General features: G+C 69.3%; 11 protein-coding genes and 1 tRNA gene. 8 read left to right on the top strand and 4 right to left on the bottom strand.

Features of this window, described 5'->3' with window-relative positions:
• Window positions 1–64: 64 nt before the first annotated feature.
• Window positions 65–1717, bottom strand: a complete 1653-nt coding sequence (gene treF, locus FXO19_RS01585) for an alpha,alpha-trehalase TreF (protein WP_223115403.1) — start codon at window positions 1715–1717, stop codon at window positions 65–67.
• 289 nt (window positions 1718–2006) lie between these two features.
• On the opposite strand from treF, the gene FXO19_RS01580 reads away from it, so the two are divergent.
• The 8 genes from FXO19_RS01580 (at window position 2007) to FXO19_RS01545 (ending at window position 12348) form a co-directional block, all read left to right on the top strand.
• The gene (locus tag FXO19_RS01580; RefSeq protein WP_149193295.1) at window positions 2007–4562 is read left to right on the top strand and encodes a TonB-dependent receptor; all 2556 of its coding nucleotides are present in this window, start codon (window positions 2007–2009) and stop codon (window positions 4560–4562) included.
• Window positions 4563–4608: 46 nt separating this feature from the next.
• Entirely contained in the window at window positions 4609–6711 is a 2103-nt protein-coding gene (locus FXO19_RS01575; RefSeq protein WP_187775581.1) for a hypothetical protein, read from the top strand.
• A 178-nt stretch (window positions 6712–6889) separates the two neighbouring features.
• Window positions 6890–6966: transfer RNA gene (locus tag FXO19_RS01570), tRNA-Arg, on the top strand.
• 154 nt (window positions 6967–7120) lie between these two features.
• Window positions 7121–8656 carry an L-piperidine-6-carboxylate dehydrogenase gene (amaB, locus tag FXO19_RS01565; RefSeq protein ID WP_149193294.1) on the top strand — a complete coding sequence of 512 codons (1536 nt, stop codon included), beginning with the start codon at window positions 7121–7123 and terminating at the stop codon, window positions 8654–8656.
• A gap of 31 nt (window positions 8657–8687) precedes the next feature.
• Window positions 8688–8969 (top strand): DUF4190 domain-containing protein, encoded by a 282-nt coding sequence (locus FXO19_RS01560; protein WP_149193293.1) that lies wholly within the window; start codon window positions 8688–8690, stop codon window positions 8967–8969.
• Between the two features lies 1 nt (window position 8970).
• Window positions 8971–10032: a quinone-dependent dihydroorotate dehydrogenase gene (locus FXO19_RS01555; RefSeq protein WP_149193292.1), complete on the top strand. Its 1062-nt coding sequence runs from the start codon at window positions 8971–8973 to the stop codon at window positions 10030–10032.
• The gene (murB, locus tag FXO19_RS01550) at window positions 10029–11069 is read left to right on the top strand and encodes a UDP-N-acetylmuramate dehydrogenase (RefSeq protein ID WP_149193291.1); all 1041 of its coding nucleotides are present in this window, start codon (window positions 10029–10031) and stop codon (window positions 11067–11069) included. The genes FXO19_RS01555 and murB overlap by 4 nt, the downstream gene beginning before the upstream one ends.
• A gap of 367 nt (window positions 11070–11436) precedes the next feature.
• Entirely contained in the window at window positions 11437–12348 is a 912-nt protein-coding gene (locus FXO19_RS01545) for a DMT family transporter (RefSeq protein WP_149193290.1), read from the top strand.
• A gap of 232 nt (window positions 12349–12580) precedes the next feature.
• Here FXO19_RS01545 and FXO19_RS01540 read toward each other — a convergent pair whose 3' ends face one another.
• From FXO19_RS01540 to ispG, 3 genes are all read right to left on the bottom strand, one after another.
• Window positions 12581–15940 carry a S8 family serine peptidase gene (locus tag FXO19_RS01540; protein ID WP_149193289.1) on the bottom strand — a complete coding sequence of 1120 codons (3360 nt, stop codon included), beginning with the start codon at window positions 15938–15940 and terminating at the stop codon, window positions 12581–12583.
• 399 nt (window positions 15941–16339) lie between these two features.
• A complete protein-coding gene (locus FXO19_RS01535) occupies window positions 16340–16924 on the bottom strand; it encodes a phosphatase PAP2 family protein (RefSeq protein WP_425481433.1) in 585 nt (194 codons plus the stop codon).
• Between the two features lie 100 nt (window positions 16925–17024).
• Entirely contained in the window at window positions 17025–18305 is a 1281-nt protein-coding gene (gene ispG, locus FXO19_RS01530; RefSeq protein ID WP_149193287.1) for a flavodoxin-dependent (E)-4-hydroxy-3-methylbut-2-enyl-diphosphate synthase, read from the bottom strand.
• Window positions 18306–18481 lie beyond the last annotated feature (176 nt).

The following is an 18481-nucleotide window of genomic DNA, read 5'->3' as shown; positions in this document are numbered from 1 at the left end:
AAGTGAGGGCCAGAGGCATTTCCTATGGCGCCGGTCGCATCCGGCGCCGTCATGACGGCGACCCCTATTCCGTTCGGGCGACGGCCGCCACGGGAGATATCGCTGTCGCATTCGCCTTGCCGACCGGCTCCGCAGCCCCGGATGTCGCGGCCGCCGGGTACAGCGCCATGAGCTTGCGCAGCACGCCATTGGTCCAGCCGAATCCGTCCTGCGTTTCGTATTCGCCGCCGCCGCCGGCGCCACCCGTGCCGGTGACGTCGTATTTCTCGACCAGCTTGCCCGTTTCCCGGAACACGGCGAGGTTGTGGCGGATCCAGCGCTCGGCGATCGAAGCGGCGAGCTCCTTCTCGCCGTAGTCGTCCAGGCCTTGGATCGCGATCCATTGCAGGGGCGCCCAGCCATTGGGCATATCCCATTGTTCGCCGGTACGGACGGTCGTCGCCGCCAGCCCGTGCGGCTGCAGCAACGAAGCGCGCACGCGGGACGCCACCTGCGCGGCCTGGCGGCGGTCGGCGATGCCGAAGAACAGCGGATAGAGCGTGGCGGCGGTGACGCTGTCGGTCGGTCGCCCTTCCTGCCACAAGTAGTCCGCGAACACGCCGATCCCGGCATGCCAGAGATGACGCCGCATCGCGGCCTTGCGCTCGTCGGCGCGCTTCTGCAGCCGTACCGCGTCGTCAGGCTGCCCGGCAACGCCGTAGGCCTCGGCGAGCGTGCGCTCGAGATGGTAGAGCAGGCTGTTCAGATCAGGCGGCACGATCTCGACGGTGCGGATGGTGGCCAAGGTCTCGCCGTCGGCGAACCAGCGCGAGCTGTAGTCCCAGCCGCTCTCGGCGCCGGCGCGCAGGTTGCGGTAGACCTCCGTGGCGGGGCGGCCGGAGGCCATCGCGGTCTCGACATCGCGTCCGTAGCTTTCCTCGCGCGGCGTGTCGCAATCGTCCCAGTAGCGATTGAGCAGCGATCCGTCCGCCAGCCGCACGACGCGCCGATGCGCCTGGCCCGGCGCGAGCCGCTCGCTGCCCTGCATCCAGAATGCATATTCCCGGGCCAGTTGCGGCAGGTAGGTCGACAACACCGACGGCCCGTCGCGTTCGGCGAGCAGGTTGACCATGGCGGCGAAGAACGGCGGCTGCGAGCGGCTCAGGTAGTAGGTGCGGTTGCCGTTCGGGATGTGGCCGTAGCGGTCGATGAGCCAGGCGAAGTTCTTCACCATGTCGACGACCAGGTCATGGCGGCCGCTCTCCTCCAGGCCCAGCATCGTGAAATAGGAATCCCAGTAGTAGATCTCGTCGAAACGGCCGCCGGGCACGATGTAGCGATGCGGCAGCGGCAGCAGCGAGGTCCGTGTATCCGCGGTTCCGGGCTTTCGCTCCAGCACGCCCCATAGGGCATCGATGTGCTCGCGCACGTCGTGGTCCGGGTCGGTGCGGTAATCGTCGCCCGCCAGCGGGGGCATGACGAACTGCTCGGCGATGAAGGCGTGCAGGTCGAAGCCGGGCGTGTCGCGGACATTCTCGTACTCGGCGGCGATGCCGGCCGGCGGCTGCTTCGGCGTCGCGTCCACGAAGGCCTTCTTGTCGGTCAGGACCTCCTGCGCATCCTCGAACAACTCGCCGTAGAGCTGCGGCAGGCCGGGAACGCAGATGCCGGCCATCGCCGGCGCCTGCAGCGACAGCCAGAGCAGCAGTATCCATGCCGTCGCGCTCGTGCGGCGCATTGCAGAAGCCGCGATCCTGTCGTCCGCCATCGACTCGTCTCCGTGCGTCATGGGTTGGATGTCCGCCCTCAGCATAACGATATGGCAGGTGATTCCGCGCGGACATCCCGTGTTTCACGCTGTTTTCACGCTGTAGAACCGCAACTCTCCTCCGCGGCCGTTGTGGAACGATTCACGGCCTGTGTGTGGACCTGCGCCCGCCGACCGGTGTCTCGCACCTGTGCGGAGCGTTGCCGCCGTTGCCTGCGCGTAGCGCCGGGCGTTGACAACATCACATCCGGAGGAGCCCATGAACCGCCTCGACAGCACCCGCCATGCGCTTTCGGTTGCGATCGCCGTGACGCTGTTACCCGTCCTGGCACAGGCGCAGACGCAGCCCGCGCCGAGCGACGCGCCCGTACAGGACAGTGCGGCACAAGCGACCACGGACCGGGCGACCACACTCGACACCGTGGTCGTGACCGGCAGCGCCGCGGGCGGCGTGACCAAGCTGGAGGCGAGCTACAACATCGTCACCGCCAGCGCCGAGGAGATCAGACAGTCGAACCCCAAGAGCACCGCCGACCTGCTGAAGATCTCCCCGGGCATGTGGCCCGAATCGACCGGCGGCCAGACCGGCGCCAACATCGAGATCGCCGGCTTTCCCGGCGGTGGCGATGCGCCCTACTTCTCCACGCTGCTGATGGGCTCGCCGCTGTACGGCATGCCGACGCTGTCGTTCTTCGAGACCACCTCGCTGTTCCGGCTCGACGACACCATCGAATCGGTCGAGATCCTGCAGGGTGGCCCGTCGGTCGTGTTCGCCGATGGGCAGATGGGCGCCACGGCCAACTTCTTCCTCAAGACCGGCAGCGAGGTGCCGACTGGCGGCGTCGGACTGACCTACGGCAACGAGGGCCTGTGGCGGCTGGATGGATTCTCCGGTTTCAAGCTCGCCGACGGCTGGTACGGCAGCTTCGGCGGCTTCTGGCGCAGTTCCGACGGTGTGCGCAATCCCGAGTTCAAGGCCGACGAGGGCGGCCAGCTGACCGCCACCCTGGCGCACGACTTCGACCGGGGCAGCCTGGTGCTGTACGCGCGCTATCTCAACGACAAGAACCAGTTCATCACGCCGATCCCGCTGATCCAGAGCGGCGAGGACCGTTTCAGCGCCTATCCCGGCTTCGATCCACTGAAGGACACCTACTACAGCCGCGCCATCCAGCACGTGCGCCTGCCCGGCTACCCGGGCGGCGGCACGGAAGCAGACCTGGCCGATGGCCGCGGGGCGAAGTTCTTCTTCTTCGGCGGCAACTTCGAGTATGAGTTCGACAACGGCTGGTCGATCAGCGACCGGTTCCTGTTCGATGAAGGCGATGCCGACACCAACGCCCTGTTCTCCGGCAACAACCCGGCGACGCTGGACGACATGCTGTACACCCTCGGCACCCCGGGCGGACTCGAGCTGCCGGCCGGCTCGGCCACCGCCACCTATGTCGGTGGTGGCACGGTACCGGGCGGCCAGAGCGTGATCGCGCAGGGCTGGTGGCACATCCACAAGCACCTGAAGAGCATCAACAACGACTTCCGCCTAAGCAAGGAGCTGTTCGAGGGCAATACCCTCACCCTCGGGCTGTATGTCAACCACTACACCATGGACGACAGGTGGGCGCTCGGCAACCAGATGCTGATGACCAACGAGCCCAACGCCACGCCGATCACCGTCAGCTACGTCGACGCTGACGGCAACGTCCGCCAGCGCACCGACGACCAGGGCCTGCTCGACTACGGCACCTTCAACATCGCCCAGCACGGGCGCGCCACCAACACCGCCCTGTACCTGTCCGACACCTGGCGCATCGGCAAGTGGCTGCTGGACCTGTCCGGGCGCGTCGAGAACCAAGACGCGACCAACAACGTCTGCAATTTCCAAAACGATGAAGATGCCGACGATGACGGGGTGACGGATTTCGTCGACTTGGACGGAGACCCGTTGACCGAATACGATAATCACGTTCCCGTCTGCGACGGCACCTACGCCAGGATCCGCTACGACAAGACCCATCCGTCGTGGACGGCCGGCGCCAACTATTCCTTCACCGAGCGCATGTCGGCGTACGGCCGCGTCAATACCGGCGGACACTTCGTCGATTTCGACAACGGCATCCGCGGCACCACCGACGGCGACTTCCCGCCGCTGCACAAGATCCGTAACTACGAGATCGGCTTCAAGTACCAGTCGGACCTGCTGTACGCCGACGTCAGCGCCTACCGCCGCAGGTTCAGCGGCCTGCCCTACCAGCCGACCGACAACGCCGGTACACCGGTGGGCCGCCCGCTGATCTACGGCTCCGACTCCTGGGGCGTCAACTTCATCGGCGCCGTGACGCCGGTCGAGAACCTGCGCCTGCAGCTGGTCGCCAACTACCTTGACGGCGAGTACACCGATTACGACGCCTGCATCGAATACGTCGACGTCAACGGCGAGGACGCCTGCGAGCCGATCGAAGGCAAGCAGCTGCAGCGCCAGCCCAAGCTGCGCTACATGTTCACGCCCAGCTACCGCTTCGTTTTCGGCTGGGGCGACGTCCTGCCGTACGTCACCTACACCCACGTCGGCGATCACACCCAGGACCAGTCCGGGCTGCAGCAGCTGGGGTCGTACCACACCTGGGACTTCGGGGTGACCGCCAACATCGGCATGCACTGGCAGTTCAACGTGCGTGGCACCAACATGACCAACCAGCTGGGCCTGACCGAAAGCAACTCGCGCATCTTCGGCAGCGCCGCCGGTACCGACGGCGTGCTGCTGGCGCGCCCGCTCGAGGGCCGCGAAGTCAATGCGCAGGTGAAATACATGTGGTGACGGACGCGCACATCGGTCAATGCCACCACCCGAGCGCCTCACCGCCATGAAGCGATGGCTGCTGGCCCTGCTCCTTTCGCTGGCGCCCGGCCTCGCCTCCGCCGGCGACGGCGATGCACCGCTGCAGTTCCGGGTGGCGGAAGGCGACGTGCTCAACGCCTTTCACCGACAAGGACCCGTCGCGGCGCATTTGTTGCTCAGTTCCGGCCGGCAACCGCGCCTGCTGGTCGCGTTTCCGGCCGGCAACAGCGGCGTCGGCGTGTGGTTCGAGGAGAGCCCCGTACCGGTGCGATGGACGCTGGGCGAAATGGAGGGAATCCAGCGGTCCGATGCGTCGGGCCGGCTCCTGCGCGGCATCGCGGCGGAAGCGAGCGTCGACGCCGACCGGCTGGTGGTCCGCGACGCGGTGCTGGGCAGCGTGCGCGTGCTGCGCGATTTCCAGCTCGGGACCGCGTATCCGACGGCGGTCGCCACACCCGCACGGGTATCGGCGCACGGCGTGACCTGGGCACGGGCGCGCATCGACGGCGCGCCCGGCTATGCGATCTCGATCGAACTGCTCGACGGCCGTGTTGATGGCGGCGACGGCACGCCGCTGGTGCTGGCACCGACGCGCAAAGGCGAACCGCTGCGCCTGCGCATCACCGCGCTCACCGGCGAACAGCCGCTCACTCCGATCGCGGCGCAGGACCTGTTCGGCGCGGTTGCCAGTCGTGATCCACGCAGTCGCCAGGCGCTGCAGTTCCTGAGCTATCGCGAGAAGTTCCTCGCCGGGTCCTGGCGCTTCAATACGTACTTCGGCCGCGACACGCTGATGGCGCTGCGGCTGTTGCTGCCGGACTTGCAGCCAGCGGCGATCGAGGACGGCCTGGCTTCCGTGCTCGAGCGGCTCGACGCGCGGGGCGAGGTGGCGCATGAGGAGGACATCGGCGAATTCGCCCTCCTGCGCCGGCGCGAGGACGATGCCCCGAGAGCCGCGACGGACGACATGCCGATCTACGACTACGCCATGATCGACGACGACCTGATGCTGGCGCCCGTGGCCGCGGCCTATTTGCTCGACCGCCCACAGGGCCGTACCCGCGCCGCCGCGTTCCTCGCGCGCACGACCGCGGCCGGCGAGCCGCTCGGCGCGGCGCTGGCGCGCAACTTCGACTGCGTTCTTCGGTCGGCGCGGGCGTTCTCGCGACGACCCGTCACCGGTCACTTGCTCTCGCTCAAGCCGGGCCGCGACACCGGGCAGTGGCGCGACAGCCAGGAGGGACTGGCCAGCGGCCGCACCCCCTACGACGTCAACGCGGTGTTGATGCCGGCGGCGCTCGATGCGATCGCACGCTTCCAGCGAACCGCCTTGCTGAAGCCCTATGCCACCGCGGAGCAGCGACAGGCATTTTCCACCGCCCGCGACCAGGCCGCCGTCTGGTCGCGTCAGGCCCCGCCGCTATTCCGGACGACGCTGACGGCGGCGGCGGCCCGCGAGGCGATCGTCCGCCATGCCGAGGCGCAGGGTGTCGATCCGGCGCCGGTGCTGGCCAGCGTTCCGCACGCCGGACTGCGCTTCGATGCGCTGGCGCTGGATGCGGAAGGCAGGCCGATCCCGGTCCTGCATTCGGACGGCGGTTTCGCCCTGCTGTTCCTGGAGCCTGAAGCCGATGCCCTGGTCACGATGGTCGAAACCATGCTGCGCCCCTTCCCGGCCGGCCTGCTGACTGGCGCGGGCCTGCTGGTCGCCAACCCGGCCTATGCCGGCGCCGGCACCGCCGCGAAATTCGGCCGCACCGCCTATCACGGCACCGTCGTCTGGTCATGGCAGCAGGCCCTGCTGGCCGCCGGGCTGGCGCGCCAGCTGCAGCGCGATGACCTGCCCGCCGCCGCCCGCACGCGCCTGCGCGACGCGCAGCGACGCCTGTGGCGCGTGATCGACGCCACCCGGGCGATGCGCACCTCGGAGCTGTGGTCCTGGTCGTACGCCGCCGGCCGCTATCGCATCGAACCCTTCGGCCAGAGCAGCGGCGATGCCGACGAATCCAACGCCGCGCAGCTATGGAGCACCGTCTACCTGGCGATTCCGCGGCCGGCGCCGGAAGACGCACGGCACGCGCCGGAACCACGCCGATCCGTCCCGCCGATCGTCTCCGCAGTCCCATAGCCGATCCGCGACCCGGGCCGGAACGCCTTCATCCCGAGTCCGCGTCCCGGGCGGATCCGGCCGCCGCATCCGCCGCGGCCCGGCCTGGAGATGGACCGCGTGGATAACGCGCCACACCTGGCCGCAAGCGGGGTTCCGTTTGGGAAAGCGTCGCCTCCGTGCGAAAATGCCCGGCTACGGCCCCGTAGCTCAGCTGGATAGAGCATCCCCCTCCTAAGGGGAAGGTCGCACGTTCGAATCGTGCCGGGGTCGCCAGAAGGCGAGGAGTGAGTGGAGAGGAGTGAGAAACGAGAGAAAGCAGTCTGCTCTCGCGTCCGCCCTCTTCCTGCCGTCATGGACGCGGGAGAGAGATCGCTCCCACTCATTTCTCACTCCTCTCCACTCACTTCTCGCTTCACAGGAGCTCTTGATGCCTCATCCCGTCCTTACCGCCCTCGACCTCACCGGCAACGAATCCGGCACCTACCTCGGCAACGGCGAGTGGTCGAACGACACCTCCGCCGGCCTGCTGGAGCCGGTCAATCCGACCGATGGCGAGGTGCTGGCGCAGGTGCGGGGCACGTCGCAGGCCGACTACGAGACCGTCGTCGCGCGCGCCCAGGCCGCCTTCAAGGTCTGGCGCACGACGCCGGCGCCGCGCCGCGGCGAGGCCGTACGCCTGTGCGCCGACGCCCTGCGCCGCAACAAGGATGCGCTCGGCTCGCTGGTCGCCCTGGAGATGGGCAAGTCGAAGCCCGAGGGCGACGGCGAGGTGCAGGAGATGATCGACATCGGCGAGTTCTCCGTCGGCCTGTCGCGCCAGCTCTACGGCCTGACCATGCACAGCGAGCGCCCCGGCCACCGCATGTACGAGCAGTGGCACCCGGTCGGCCTGGTGGGCATCATCAGCGCGTTCAACTTCCCGGTGGCGGTGTGGGCGTGGAACGCGTTCGTGGCCGCGGCCTGCGGCGACATCTGCATCTGGAAGCCGTCGCCGCGGACGCCGCTGTCGGCGATCGCGTCGATGAAGATCTGCAATGCCGCGCTGAAGGAAGGCGGATTCCCCGACATCTTCTTCCTGATCAACGACGCCGGCACCGAGCTGGCGCAGCAGTTCGTCGACGACCGCCGCATTCCGCTGATCAGCTTCACCGGCTCGACCAAGGTCGGCCGCCAGGTCGGCGAGCGCGTCGCCAGGCGCATGGGCCGTTCGCTGCTGGAACTGGGCGGCAACAACGCCATCATCGTCGAGCAGAGCGCCGACCTCGCGCTGGCGATCCCGGCGATCGTGTTCGGCGCGGTCGGCACCGCCGGCCAGCGCTGCACCTCCACCCGGCGCCTGATCGTGCACGCCTCGATCTACGACACCGTGCTGGAGAAGCTGGTCGCCGGCTACAAGCAGGTCGAGAAGCGCATCGGCGACCCCACCGACCCGGCCAACCTGATGGGTCCGCTGAACAGCGCCGAGGGCGTGCAGGCGTACCTGGCCGCGATCGAGAAGGCCAAGGCAGCCGGCGGCACCATCGCCAGCGGCGGCGCGGCACTGAGCGACCGCAAGGGCAACTTCGTGCTGCCGACCCTGATCACCGGCCTGGACAACGACAGCGAGATCGTGCAGACCGAGACCTTCGCCCCGATCCTGTACGTGATGAAGTACGAGGACCTGGACGAGGCCATCGCCATGCAGAACGCCGTGCCGCAGGGCCTGTCGTCGGCGATCTTCACCACCAACCTCAAGGTCTCCGAGGCCTACCTGTCCGCAGCCGGTTCCGACTGCGGCATCTCCAACGTCAACATCGGCACCTCCGGCGCCGAGATCGGCGGCGCCTTCGGCGGCGAGAAGGAGACCGGCGGTGGCCGGGAGTCGGGTTCCGACGCATGGAAGGCCTACATGCGCCGGCAGACCAATACCATCAACTACTCGGACGCGATGCCGCTGGCGCAGGGAATCAAGTTCGAACTCTGAGCAACCTTATCCCCCTGACCCGAGGCGAGCCATGAGCACACCGATGCGACAGAGCCACCCGCTGGCGGTGATCAGCCTGATCTCGGGCATATTGGGGGTGTTGCCGTTTCCGCTGATGGCCAGCCTGGTCGCGGTGGTCACCGGGCATCTGGCGCGCGCCGAGATCCGGCGCGCACCGGAGCGCTACGAGGGCGACGGCCTGGCGCTGGCCGGGCTGATCCTCGGCTACACGATGATCGTCCTGTCGCTGGTGCTGCTGACCACGCTGGTGCTGTTCTTCGGCGGCCTGGCGTGGCTGGGGATGCTGGACTGACATGTACGGCGTCGCCCGTCCGTTGCTGTTCCGCCTGGATCCGGAACGGGCGCATGCGCTGACCTTCGCGGCGCTGGAAGCGGCCTGGCGCAGCGGTCTCAATCCGCTGCTGAGTGGGCGCCGCCGCGCGTTCCCGGTGCAGGCCTTCGGCCTGACCTTCCCCAATCCCGTCGGCCTGGCCGCCGGCCTGGACAAGAACGGCGCCCATGTCGACGCGCTGCTGGCGCTCGGTTTCGGCTTCGTCGAGGTCGGCACGGTGACCCCTAGGCCGCAGGCGGGCAATCCGAAGCCGCGGATGTTCCGCCTGCCCCGGCACCGCGCCATCATCAACCGGCTGGGCTTCAACAACGACGGCGTCGACGCGCTGGTCGCCAACGTCGGCCGCGCGCGCCGCCGCGCCGGCCTGCTCGGCATCAACATCGGCAAGAACAAGGACACGCCGAACGAGGACGCAGGACGCGACTACCTGCACTGCCTGGAGCGGGTCTACCCGCTGGCCGACTACCTGACCGTCAACATCTCCTCGCCCAACACCGCCGGCCTGCGCGAGCTGCAGGAGGAACAGGCGCTGCGGCGCCTGGTCGGCACCCTGCGCGAGGCACAGGAGCGGCTGGGCGCACGGCACGGCCGGCGGGTGCCGATGCTGGTCAAGATGGCGCCCGACCTCAGCGACGAGGACATCGCGGCCGCCGCCCGGGTGCTGTCGGACCTGCAGGTGGACGGGGTGATCGCCACCAACACCACCGTCTCGCGCATCGCCGTGCAGGAGGACCCACGCGCGCGCGAGACCGGCGGCCTGTCGGGCGCGCCGCTGATGGACAAGTCGACCGCGGTCCTGCGCATGCTGCGCACGCGCCTGCCCGAATCGATTCCGCTGGTCGGCGTCGGCGGGATCCTCTCCGGCGCCGACGCGGTCAAGAAGATGGCGGCCGGCGCCAGCCTGGTGCAGGTCTACACCGGGCTGATCTATCGCGGCCCGGAATTGATCGGCGAATGCGCGGACGCGATCCGGCGCCGCAAGGAAGCGCCGAGCCGCGGCAACCTTCCCCCGAGTGCGGCATGAGTCCCGCCTATCGACTGGCCGAGCGCGCCCCGCTGCAGGCGCGCAACACCTTCCGCGTGCCCGCCACCGCGGAGATGCTGGTGGAGGTGCGCGACGCCGCGGCGTTGCCGGAGCTGTTCGGCAACGCGATGCTGCGCGACGGCCCGGTGCTGGTGCTCGGCGGCGGCAGCAACCTGTTGTTCGCCGGCGATCCCCCCGGTGCGGTGCTGGCGCTCGGTGGCCAGGAGATCCGCGTGCTGGCCGACGACGGCGACACCGCGATCGTGCGCGCCGATGCCGGCGTCGACTGGCACACGCTGGTGCTGTGGACGCTCAGCCGCGGCCTGGCCGGGCTGGAGAACCTGGCGTTGATCCCGGGCACCGTCGGCGCCGCGCCGATCCAGAACATCGGCGCCTACGGCGTCGAGGTGCGCGAGCGCATCGACGTAGTCGAAGCCTTCGATCGCGGCGACCGGACCTTGCGCCGGTTCGACCGCGATGCCTGCGGGTTCGCCTATCGCGACAGCCGCTTCAAGCGCGAGCCGGAGCGGCACGTGGTCGCCGCGGTGGAGTTCGTGCTCACGCGCACGCCGGTGCCGCGGCTCGACTACGCCGGCGTCGGCGCCGAACTCGCCGCCATGGGCATCGACCAGCCGACTGCCTCGCAGGTCGCCGAGGCCGTCTGCCGGATCCGCAGGCGCAAGCTCCCGGATCCGGCGGTAACCGGCAATGCCGGCAGCTTCTTCAAGAATCCGATCGTACCGCTGGCGCAGGCGGAGGCGCTGCAACGCGCGCACCCTGCCCTGCCGGCATTCCCCGGCGGCGACGACGCCAGCCGCAAGCTTTCGGCTGCCTGGCTGATCGACGCCTGCGGCTGGAAGGGCCACCGCGAGGGCGATGCCGGCGTCTCCGAGCGCCACGCGCTGGTGCTGGTCAACCACGGCGCCGCCGGCGGCGCACAGTTGCTCGACCTCGCCCGCCGCATCGCGGCATCGGTATCGGAGCGCTTCGGTGTCGCGCTGGAACCCGAGCCGCGGATCGTCGGCGACAGCTGGTGACGGCCGGCTCCGGCGGCGGGCGGTGCTGGCAGCTGATAGCTCCCTTCTCCCGCTTGCGGGGCGAAGGCGTGCGGCCTTGCGAGCTATTGGCTCGTGCACGCCTGAGCGCCCTGCGCGCTGCGCAGGGCCGGGGCGCGGAGCGAGGGCCCGTAGAGCCTGCCCCCGAGCGCTTTAGTCGGGGGGCGGATGAGGGCGCTTTTGATCTCTCGCCAGGAGCACCCTCACCCCAACCCCGCTCCGCGCCCCGGCTCGCGCCAGTGGCGCAAGCGGTGCGGCCTCGCCCCGCAAGCGGGAAAGGGAGTACTCCCGCGACACGCGTAAACACCTGACAAGCAACCGCTCCAGCCGACCTACCACAGCCATCCAGATGCCGATCCCCCAACCCACCCGCGCCGCCCTGCTGATGCTCGGCAGCACCCTGTTCTTCGCGATGATGGTGATCGCGATCCGGCTGGCGTCGGAAACCCTGCACACGTTCGAGATCGCGTTCTTCCGCAACTTCTTCGGCCTGGCGGCGGCGTTGCCGCTGCTGATGCGCAGCGGCCGCGGGATCGGCTTCCTGAAGACCGCGCAACTGCCGCGCTATTTCGTGCGCTGCCTGATCGGCATGCTGTCGATGTTCTGCGGGTTCTGGGCGATCGGCAATCTGCCGCTGGCGCAGGCGGTGTCACTCTCCTACTCGACCCCGATCTTCGTCACCATCGCCGCGGTGATCTTCCTGCACGAGCAGGTGCGTGCGCGACGCTGGACCGCTGTCGGACTCGGGTTCCTCGGCGTATTGGTGATCCTGCGCCCCGGCAGCGGCGAGTTCACGCCCGGCATGCTGGTCGCGGTGGCCGCGGCGATGCTGAGCGGGCTGGTGGCGATCCAGATCAAGGAGCTCTCGCGCACCGAGCCCGCCGACCGCATCGTCATCTGGACCACGCTGTTCTGGGTGCCGATGTCGCTGCTGCCGGCGCTAGCCGTGTGGGAATGGCCGCAGGGCGTCACCTGGATCTGGGTGGTCGCCTCCGGCGTGCTCGGCACCGGCGGCCACATGCTGTGGACACGGGCGCTGAAACTCGGCGAGGTCTCGGCGCTGACCCCGATCAGCTTCATGCAGCTGCCGGTGGTGGCGCTGTTCGGCTGGGTGCTGTTCGGGCAGACCGTCGACGCCTGGACCATCGCCGGTGCGACGATCATCTTCGTCGCCAACGCCTACATCGCCCATCGCGAGGCGCAGCTGGCGCGCCGCGCCGCGACCAGCGCCCCGATCGAGGCCGCCAAGCCGGGCGAATGAGCCCACCCGGGATTGCCGTCGTAGGAGCGCGCCATGCGCGCGATACCGCGGGGCTGGCCGGATCCGACGGATGCCGCGATTCCGGACCGGCAGGCGCGCTGGTCTCCGGAATTCGTGGGCGGCGCGATGCCCGCGGCATCGCGCGCATGGCGCGCTCCTACGGAGGCGGCCGGAAAGAAAAAGAGGGCCCGCCGATGGCGGGCCCTCTCAGGTACCGCGATGGAACTGCCGACTACGGCATGACCGTCAGCCGGATCGGCCCCGCCGCCTTCGGCGTGGCCGGATCGTTGCTGGCCACGCACAGGTTCGCCGTGTAGCTGCCCGGCGACAGGCCGCTGCTGCTCACGGTCGCACGCAGCGGACGCGTCGCCCCCGGGGCCAGGCTGCCCGCCGCCGGAACCGCAGCACCCATCCACGGCGCGCCGCATTCGACCGTCCCGTCGATGCGCATCGCCAGGCCGCCGAACGACGTGTTGGCGGTCCACTCGCCGGTACCGGCCGCTCCCGGCGTGATCGTCATCAAGCCACCACTGCTGTCGTTCGACGCGAACCAGAGCCAGCGGTTCGCGGTGGTCGTCCGTGCATTCACCACCAGCCAGTAGCGCCCTGCCGGCAGAGTGACGCTCTGGCCAGCCTGCTGGAGGTCCAGCCCGACGTTGTTGATCTGTCCCGAGCCGCCAATGGAGATCCCGGCACTGGTCGGCGCCGCCGTATAGCGCCAGACCGCTGCGTTGGGAGAGGTCTGCGGATTGCCCGCCGGAACGCCATCCGCATCCGGGAAGATGCTCCAGGTCAGTTCCGAGGTCACGGCCGCCAGCGACGCGGACGCTGCCGTGAACCCTTCCGTGTAGATCGACGTCAGCGTGGTGGCCCCAGCCAGCGTGAAGTCGTCGCTGGCGAAAAGCGCCGGGGTGGCATTGTCGGTCAGGAAACTGCTGTTGAATCCGCTGTTGACGGCGCCGCGCGGGGCATCGGCCAGGTTCAACGTGGCAATCCCGGTGTTGTCGACCGAGTAGCTGAGGGTGGAACCGCCGACGTTGCCGACCTGGCTGTTCGCGCTCCCGATCTGGCCTTGGGCCAGCGAGACCTGGACGAGATCCGGCAGCTGGATCTCCGGCGGAGGCACCGACACCGCCACCGGCAGGCGCAAGGTCGGGCCCGCCTGCTGCGCGGCCGGCGCCAGCACCACCGTGCCGAAATGCCAGCTGCCGTCCGGCGGCAACGCCTCGCTGTCGACCATGATCCGCACCGTCCGCATGCCACCGGCCGGAACCTTGACGATCCGCGGCGTAACCGTGCCCTGCAGTCCCTGCAGTTCCGCCCGGAACGCCTGCGCGCGCGGCGTCGGGTTGCGGAAGGTGCGCAGGAACACGCAGCTTTGGAAGCAACGCCCGCTGGCCAGGCTCGGCTGGTTGAGCGTGGCCGGATCGCCGTCGTCCGCCGGATTGGCGGCAAGATAATTGTCGGCGGTCTCGTTCAGCACCAGCCCGGCGTTGATCGCCTGGTCGACGCGGATGCGGCCGCCGCCGCGACCGAACGGATCGGCCGGGGTGACCTCGTCCTCGGTGAACACCTCCTGCTTGGCGGTCATCACCAGCGCCGACTTGATCTCGGGCATGGTCCAGTCCGGCCGCGCCTGGCGCACCAGTCCGGCGGCGCCGGCCTGGTGCGGAGATGCCATCGAGGTGCCGTTCTTCAGTCCGACCAGCTGTTCGAAGCCGGTGATCGTGGTGCCCGCGTCCACCGCCAGGATGCTCACGCCTGGCGCGGTCACGTCCGGCTTGAGCAGATCGAAGTTGCCGGCCGGCCCGCGCGAGCTGAAGTCGCCCAGCGCATCGGCCGTGTTCGGCAGCGGTACCGCGGGGAATCCGATCATCGCGGTGGTGTCGGGATGCGCCCAGGCAAAGTCGCGCAGGGCGTCGCCGTCGGCCTGGGTGATGCCGAAGGCCGGGATGGTGGTGTCCGGCACCGAGGGGATCAGCCCGCCCTCGTCGTTGTTGGAGATCACCGCCGCCACCGCGCCGGCCGCGGCCGCATTGGCGGTCTTGATCGTGAACGCGCAACCGCCGCGGCGCATCACCGCGATCGCGCCGGCAAAGGCGCCCTCGGGATAGGCGGCGCAACCGTCTTCGGCCCCGTCGAAATCGGTACTGACGATGAGCGGAGTCGTCCCCGGGATCGCCGTGGTGTGCGGCACGCCGTTGCTGCCCTCGTTCAACACCATCGGCGCCAGCGGCTCCGGCACCGGTGCCGGCCCGGTGACGTGCAGCAGGACCGCGAATGCGCCGCGACCGTGCTGGGCGGCGGCGGTGGAGGACACCCACGGCTCCAGGTGGCCCATCGTGTTCGGGCCCGGGCCGCTGTTGCCGGCGGACGCGGCGACATAGATACCGGCATCGACCGCGCCCAGGAACGCCAGCGAGACCGCCTCGCTCCACGGCTGCGAACCGCCGCCGATCGAATAGTTGATGACATCGACCACGCCGTCGGCGATCGCCTGGTCGATTGCGGCCACGGCCGCCACGTTCGGGCACAGGCCCTGATTGGTGGCCGTGTTGGTGTAGCAGATGTCGAAGGCGACAATGTTGGCGCGCGGCGCCACGCCCGAGATCCGGCGCATGTTGCCGCGGAAGTCGACGTCGCGGCGGTTGCCGCCCGCGGTCGAAGCGACATGGCTGCCGTGGCCGTTGCTGTCACCGAAGCCGGGCTCCTCGCGGACGTTGACCTGGCCGCACAGGTTGGCCGGCGCTTCGCAGACGAAATCGTAACCGCCGATCAGCTTGGCGTTGCAGCGGCCGTCGTCCACCTCGCCCGCGGCGCAGGTGCCCAGATGGTTGCCGGCGCCGAGCGGGTTGACGTGCTGGTAGCCGTCCACGGGATCTTGCTCCGCGAACGAGGGGCTGCCGAAGTTGATGCCCGAGTCGAGGATACCGAACACGATGCCCTCGCCCTGGTAGGCCGCCGCGGCGCCGGGATTGCTGCCGTCCCAGACCGGCTCGGCGCCGATCAGGGCCGGACCGGTGTCGGTGTCCATCACGTACTCGCGGTACGCCTCGACCAGCAGCACGTCGGACCGTTCGCGGATGCGGTCGGCTTCGCCGCCGCCGAGGTCGGCGACGATGCCGTTCACCGCATGCTGCATGCGCTCGCGCACCGCCAGCGGACGGCCGATGTCGCGGGCGATGTCGCCCTCGAGCTCGAACTGGCGGCCACGCAGGTAGCTCACGTAGTTCCGTGCGCGTGCGCCCTGGCTGTCCAGGCGCAGCTTGCCGCGCGCGCCGGTGCTGCGCTGTGGTGCCGGTAGGCCGGACACGCCGCCGCGATAGGCACCGAGCGCAGGCTCGCGGAACACCACCAGATAGGTGCCGCCATCATCGCGGCCGCGGCCCGGCGCCACGGCCGGCTTGGCGATGCCGGCGTTGCCGGCGGACTGGGCGGCACTCGCGGCGACCGCGGTCCCCGCCTGGCCGACCGCCACGTTGGCGGCGGAGGCGCCACGCTCGGCGGCGCCGAACTTGAGGGTGCTGGCACCCGCAACGGCGGCGAGCGCCAGCAGCGCGGCCACCGCACCCCATTTCTTCATTCGTGACATGTTGTTTCCCCGGAAAGAATCGGCAACAGCGATCGGGACGGGACAGCCGGAACACCGGATGTCCGCCGATCGCGACAATTGGCTCGACACTCACCGGCGCCCCTGTCCGCCGGGCGGCGCGGTCCCGCGGGACCACGCCATGTCCGACTCTACACGCCTCCCGCGCCGCACGCTTCTCGCGGTGCAGCACCGGCGCACCGCCTGGGCGCGCATTCCCGAGACCTCCCTTATAGGAGGGGCTTCAGCCCCGACCGCGCAGGCCAACAGTAGATGCGCTCTGCCATTCTTTTCCCTGCGCAACGCGCGGCGGCGCGTCCATCGTTACCGCCACCGATGGGTCTGCTTGGCGCGGTCGGGGCTGAAGCCCCTCCTACAAGGGAAACCGTCGCCTGGGCCGCGTCAGCGGCGCCACCAGGGACGACGGTGCCCGCGGAACAGGAGCAGGTATACCCCGACCACCCAGATCGAGGCGGCCGCCCAGCCGGCGAGGATGTCCGATGGGTAATGCACGCCCAGGTACACCCGAGAGAGCCCGACCATCGGTACGAACACCACCATCGCGGCAAGCACCGGCCAACGCCAGCGCGTGGGCCAGGCCAGCAGGACCAGCACCAGCGCCAGGCTCATCGAGCCCATCGCATGGCCACTGGGAAAGCTGTAGGTGCCCTCGGGCGCGATCGACTCCCACAGCACGGGGCGCTCGCGCGCGAACACCTGCTTGGCGGCGACGTTGAGCAGGGCCGAGCCGCCGAGCGCGATCGCCGCGAAGATCCCCTCGCGATAACGGCGCAGCGCCAGCAGCACGATTACCAGGCCGACGTCGAACGGCACCACCCCGCGGTCATAGCCGATCGCGGAGAAGAACAGGAACACGCGATCGAAGCCTTCCCGCGCCAGCGCGTGCGCGAACAGCAGCAACGGTTCGTCGAAAGGAATCGCTTCGGCGTCGTGGATTTCGTCGGCGAGTTCCGAGAACATCCACATCGGCAGCAACACGCCGCCGAACAGCAACAGCAGGGCCCAGCCGTGATCGCCTAGAAACCGCCTGCCCGCGCGGACGCCGGTGGCAAGGACCGCGGGAAGGTCAGCCGGCTTCGGCAAGCCGGCCATAGCGCCGCTCGACGTAGTCGTCGACCAGGGCGACGAATTCCTCGGCGATGCGCTCGCCGCGCAGGGTGACCGACTTCTGGCCGTCGATGAACACCGGTGCGGCCGGCGCCTCGCCGGTGCCGGGCAGCGAGATGCCGATATCGGCGTGGCGCGATTCGCCGGGGCCGTTGACCACGCAGCCCATCACCGCCAGGGTCATGTTCTCGGCGCCAGGGTGGCTGATCTTCCATTCGGGCATCTTCGCGCGCACGTGTTCCTGCACGCGTCCGGCCAGCTCCTGGAAGAACTCCGAAGTCGTGCGTCCGCAACCGGGACACGCAGTGACCATCGGCGTGAACGCGCGCAGGCCCAGGGTCTGCAGCAGCTCCTGCGCGACCACCACCTCCTGCGTGCGTGGGGCACCCGGCTCCGGCGTGAGCGAGATGCGGACGGTGTCGCCGATGCCCTCCTGCAGCAGCACCGCCAACGCGGCGCTGGAGGCAACGATGCCCTTGCTGCCGATGCCGGCCTCGGTCAGTCCCAGGTGCAGCGCGAAATCGGAGCGCGTGGCGAGATCGCGGTACACGGCGATCAGCTCCTGCACGCCGCTGACCTTGCAGCTGAGCACGATGCGCTCGGCCGGCAGCCCCAGCTCGACCGCACGCTGCGCCGAGTCGAGCGCCGAGCGGATCAGCGCCTCGCGCAGCACGCGGGCGGCGCTCCACGGTTCGGGACGCTGCGCGTTCTCGTCCATCAGCCGGGTCGCCAGCGACTGGTCCAGCGAGCCCCAGTTGGCGCCGATCCGCACCGGCTTGTCGTAGCGCAGCGCGAACTCGATCAGCTGCGCGAACTGCAAGTCCTTCTTCTTGCCGAAACCGACGTTGCCGGGGTTGATCCGGTACTTGGCCAGCGCCTCGGCGCAGGCCGGCTCGTTGGCCAGCAACTGGTGGCCGTTGTAGTGGAAGTCGCCGATGATCGGCACGGAGATGCCCTGCATCGCCAGCCGTTCGGCGATCCGCGGCACCGCCGCCGCGGATTTGGGATTGTTGACGGTAATCCGCACCAGTTCCGAGCCCGCACGCCACAACTCGCCGATCTGCTTCGTGGTCGCGGCGACATCGGCGGTGTCGGTATTGGTCATGGACTGCACCACCACCGGCGCGTCGCCACCGACGGCGACCCCGCCGATGTGCACCTGCCGGGTAGCGCGCCGCGGCGCGGGTCCGAACGACGCCGGATCGTGGCAGGGGGAGATGGGAGGCGGTTGCACGGACATGTGGGCATTTTACCTGCCTCGGTGCCTGCCTCGTGTTCCGCCGGCTGAATCGACCAGGTCCGGCGCTTGCGGCAGCAAAGGGCGCCGCGACTGCGCCTTCCCTCGCCGAGGGAGCGACGGGAGTCGCGACTGGGCGTTCCGTCGCCACGTGCGCTCCGCAGCAGCGCCGTCGCGGC

The organism is Luteimonas suaedae, from assembly GCF_008312895.1.
GTDB classification, from domain to species: domain Bacteria; phylum Pseudomonadota; class Gammaproteobacteria; order Xanthomonadales; family Xanthomonadaceae; genus Luteimonas; species Luteimonas suaedae.
This window is presented reverse-complemented; position numbering and strand designations above follow the sequence as displayed.

Excerpts from the sequence above, each read along its gene's own strand:
- FXO19_RS01560 (WP_149193293.1), top strand. The coding sequence starts at position 8,688 with ATGAGCACACCGATGCGACAGAGCCACCCGCTGGCGGTGATCAGCCTG.
- murB (WP_149193291.1), top strand. The coding sequence starts at position 10,029 with ATGAGTCCCGCCTATCGACTGGCCGAGCGCGCCCCGCTGCAGGCGCGC.
- amaB (WP_149193294.1), top strand. The coding sequence starts at position 7,121 with ATGCCTCATCCCGTCCTTACCGCCCTCGACCTCACCGGCAACGAATCC.
- FXO19_RS01535 (WP_425481433.1), bottom strand. The coding sequence starts at position 16,924 with ATGTGGATGTTCTCGGAACTCGCCGACGAAATCCACGACGCCGAAGCG.
- treF (WP_223115403.1), bottom strand. The coding sequence starts at position 1,717 with ATGCGCCGCACGAGCGCGACGGCATGGATACTGCTGCTCTGGCTGTCG.
- FXO19_RS01555 (WP_149193292.1), top strand. The coding sequence starts at position 8,971 with ATGTACGGCGTCGCCCGTCCGTTGCTGTTCCGCCTGGATCCGGAACGG.
- FXO19_RS01580 (WP_149193295.1), top strand. The coding sequence starts at position 2,007 with ATGAACCGCCTCGACAGCACCCGCCATGCGCTTTCGGTTGCGATCGCC.
- FXO19_RS01575 (WP_187775581.1), top strand. The coding sequence starts at position 4,609 with ATGAAGCGATGGCTGCTGGCCCTGCTCCTTTCGCTGGCGCCCGGCCTC.
- ispG (WP_149193287.1), bottom strand. The coding sequence starts at position 18,305 with ATGTCCGTGCAACCGCCTCCCATCTCCCCCTGCCACGATCCGGCGTCG.
- FXO19_RS01545 (WP_149193290.1), top strand. The coding sequence starts at position 11,437 with ATGCCGATCCCCCAACCCACCCGCGCCGCCCTGCTGATGCTCGGCAGC.
- FXO19_RS01540 (WP_149193289.1), bottom strand. The coding sequence starts at position 15,940 with ATGTCACGAATGAAGAAATGGGGTGCGGTGGCCGCGCTGCTGGCGCTC.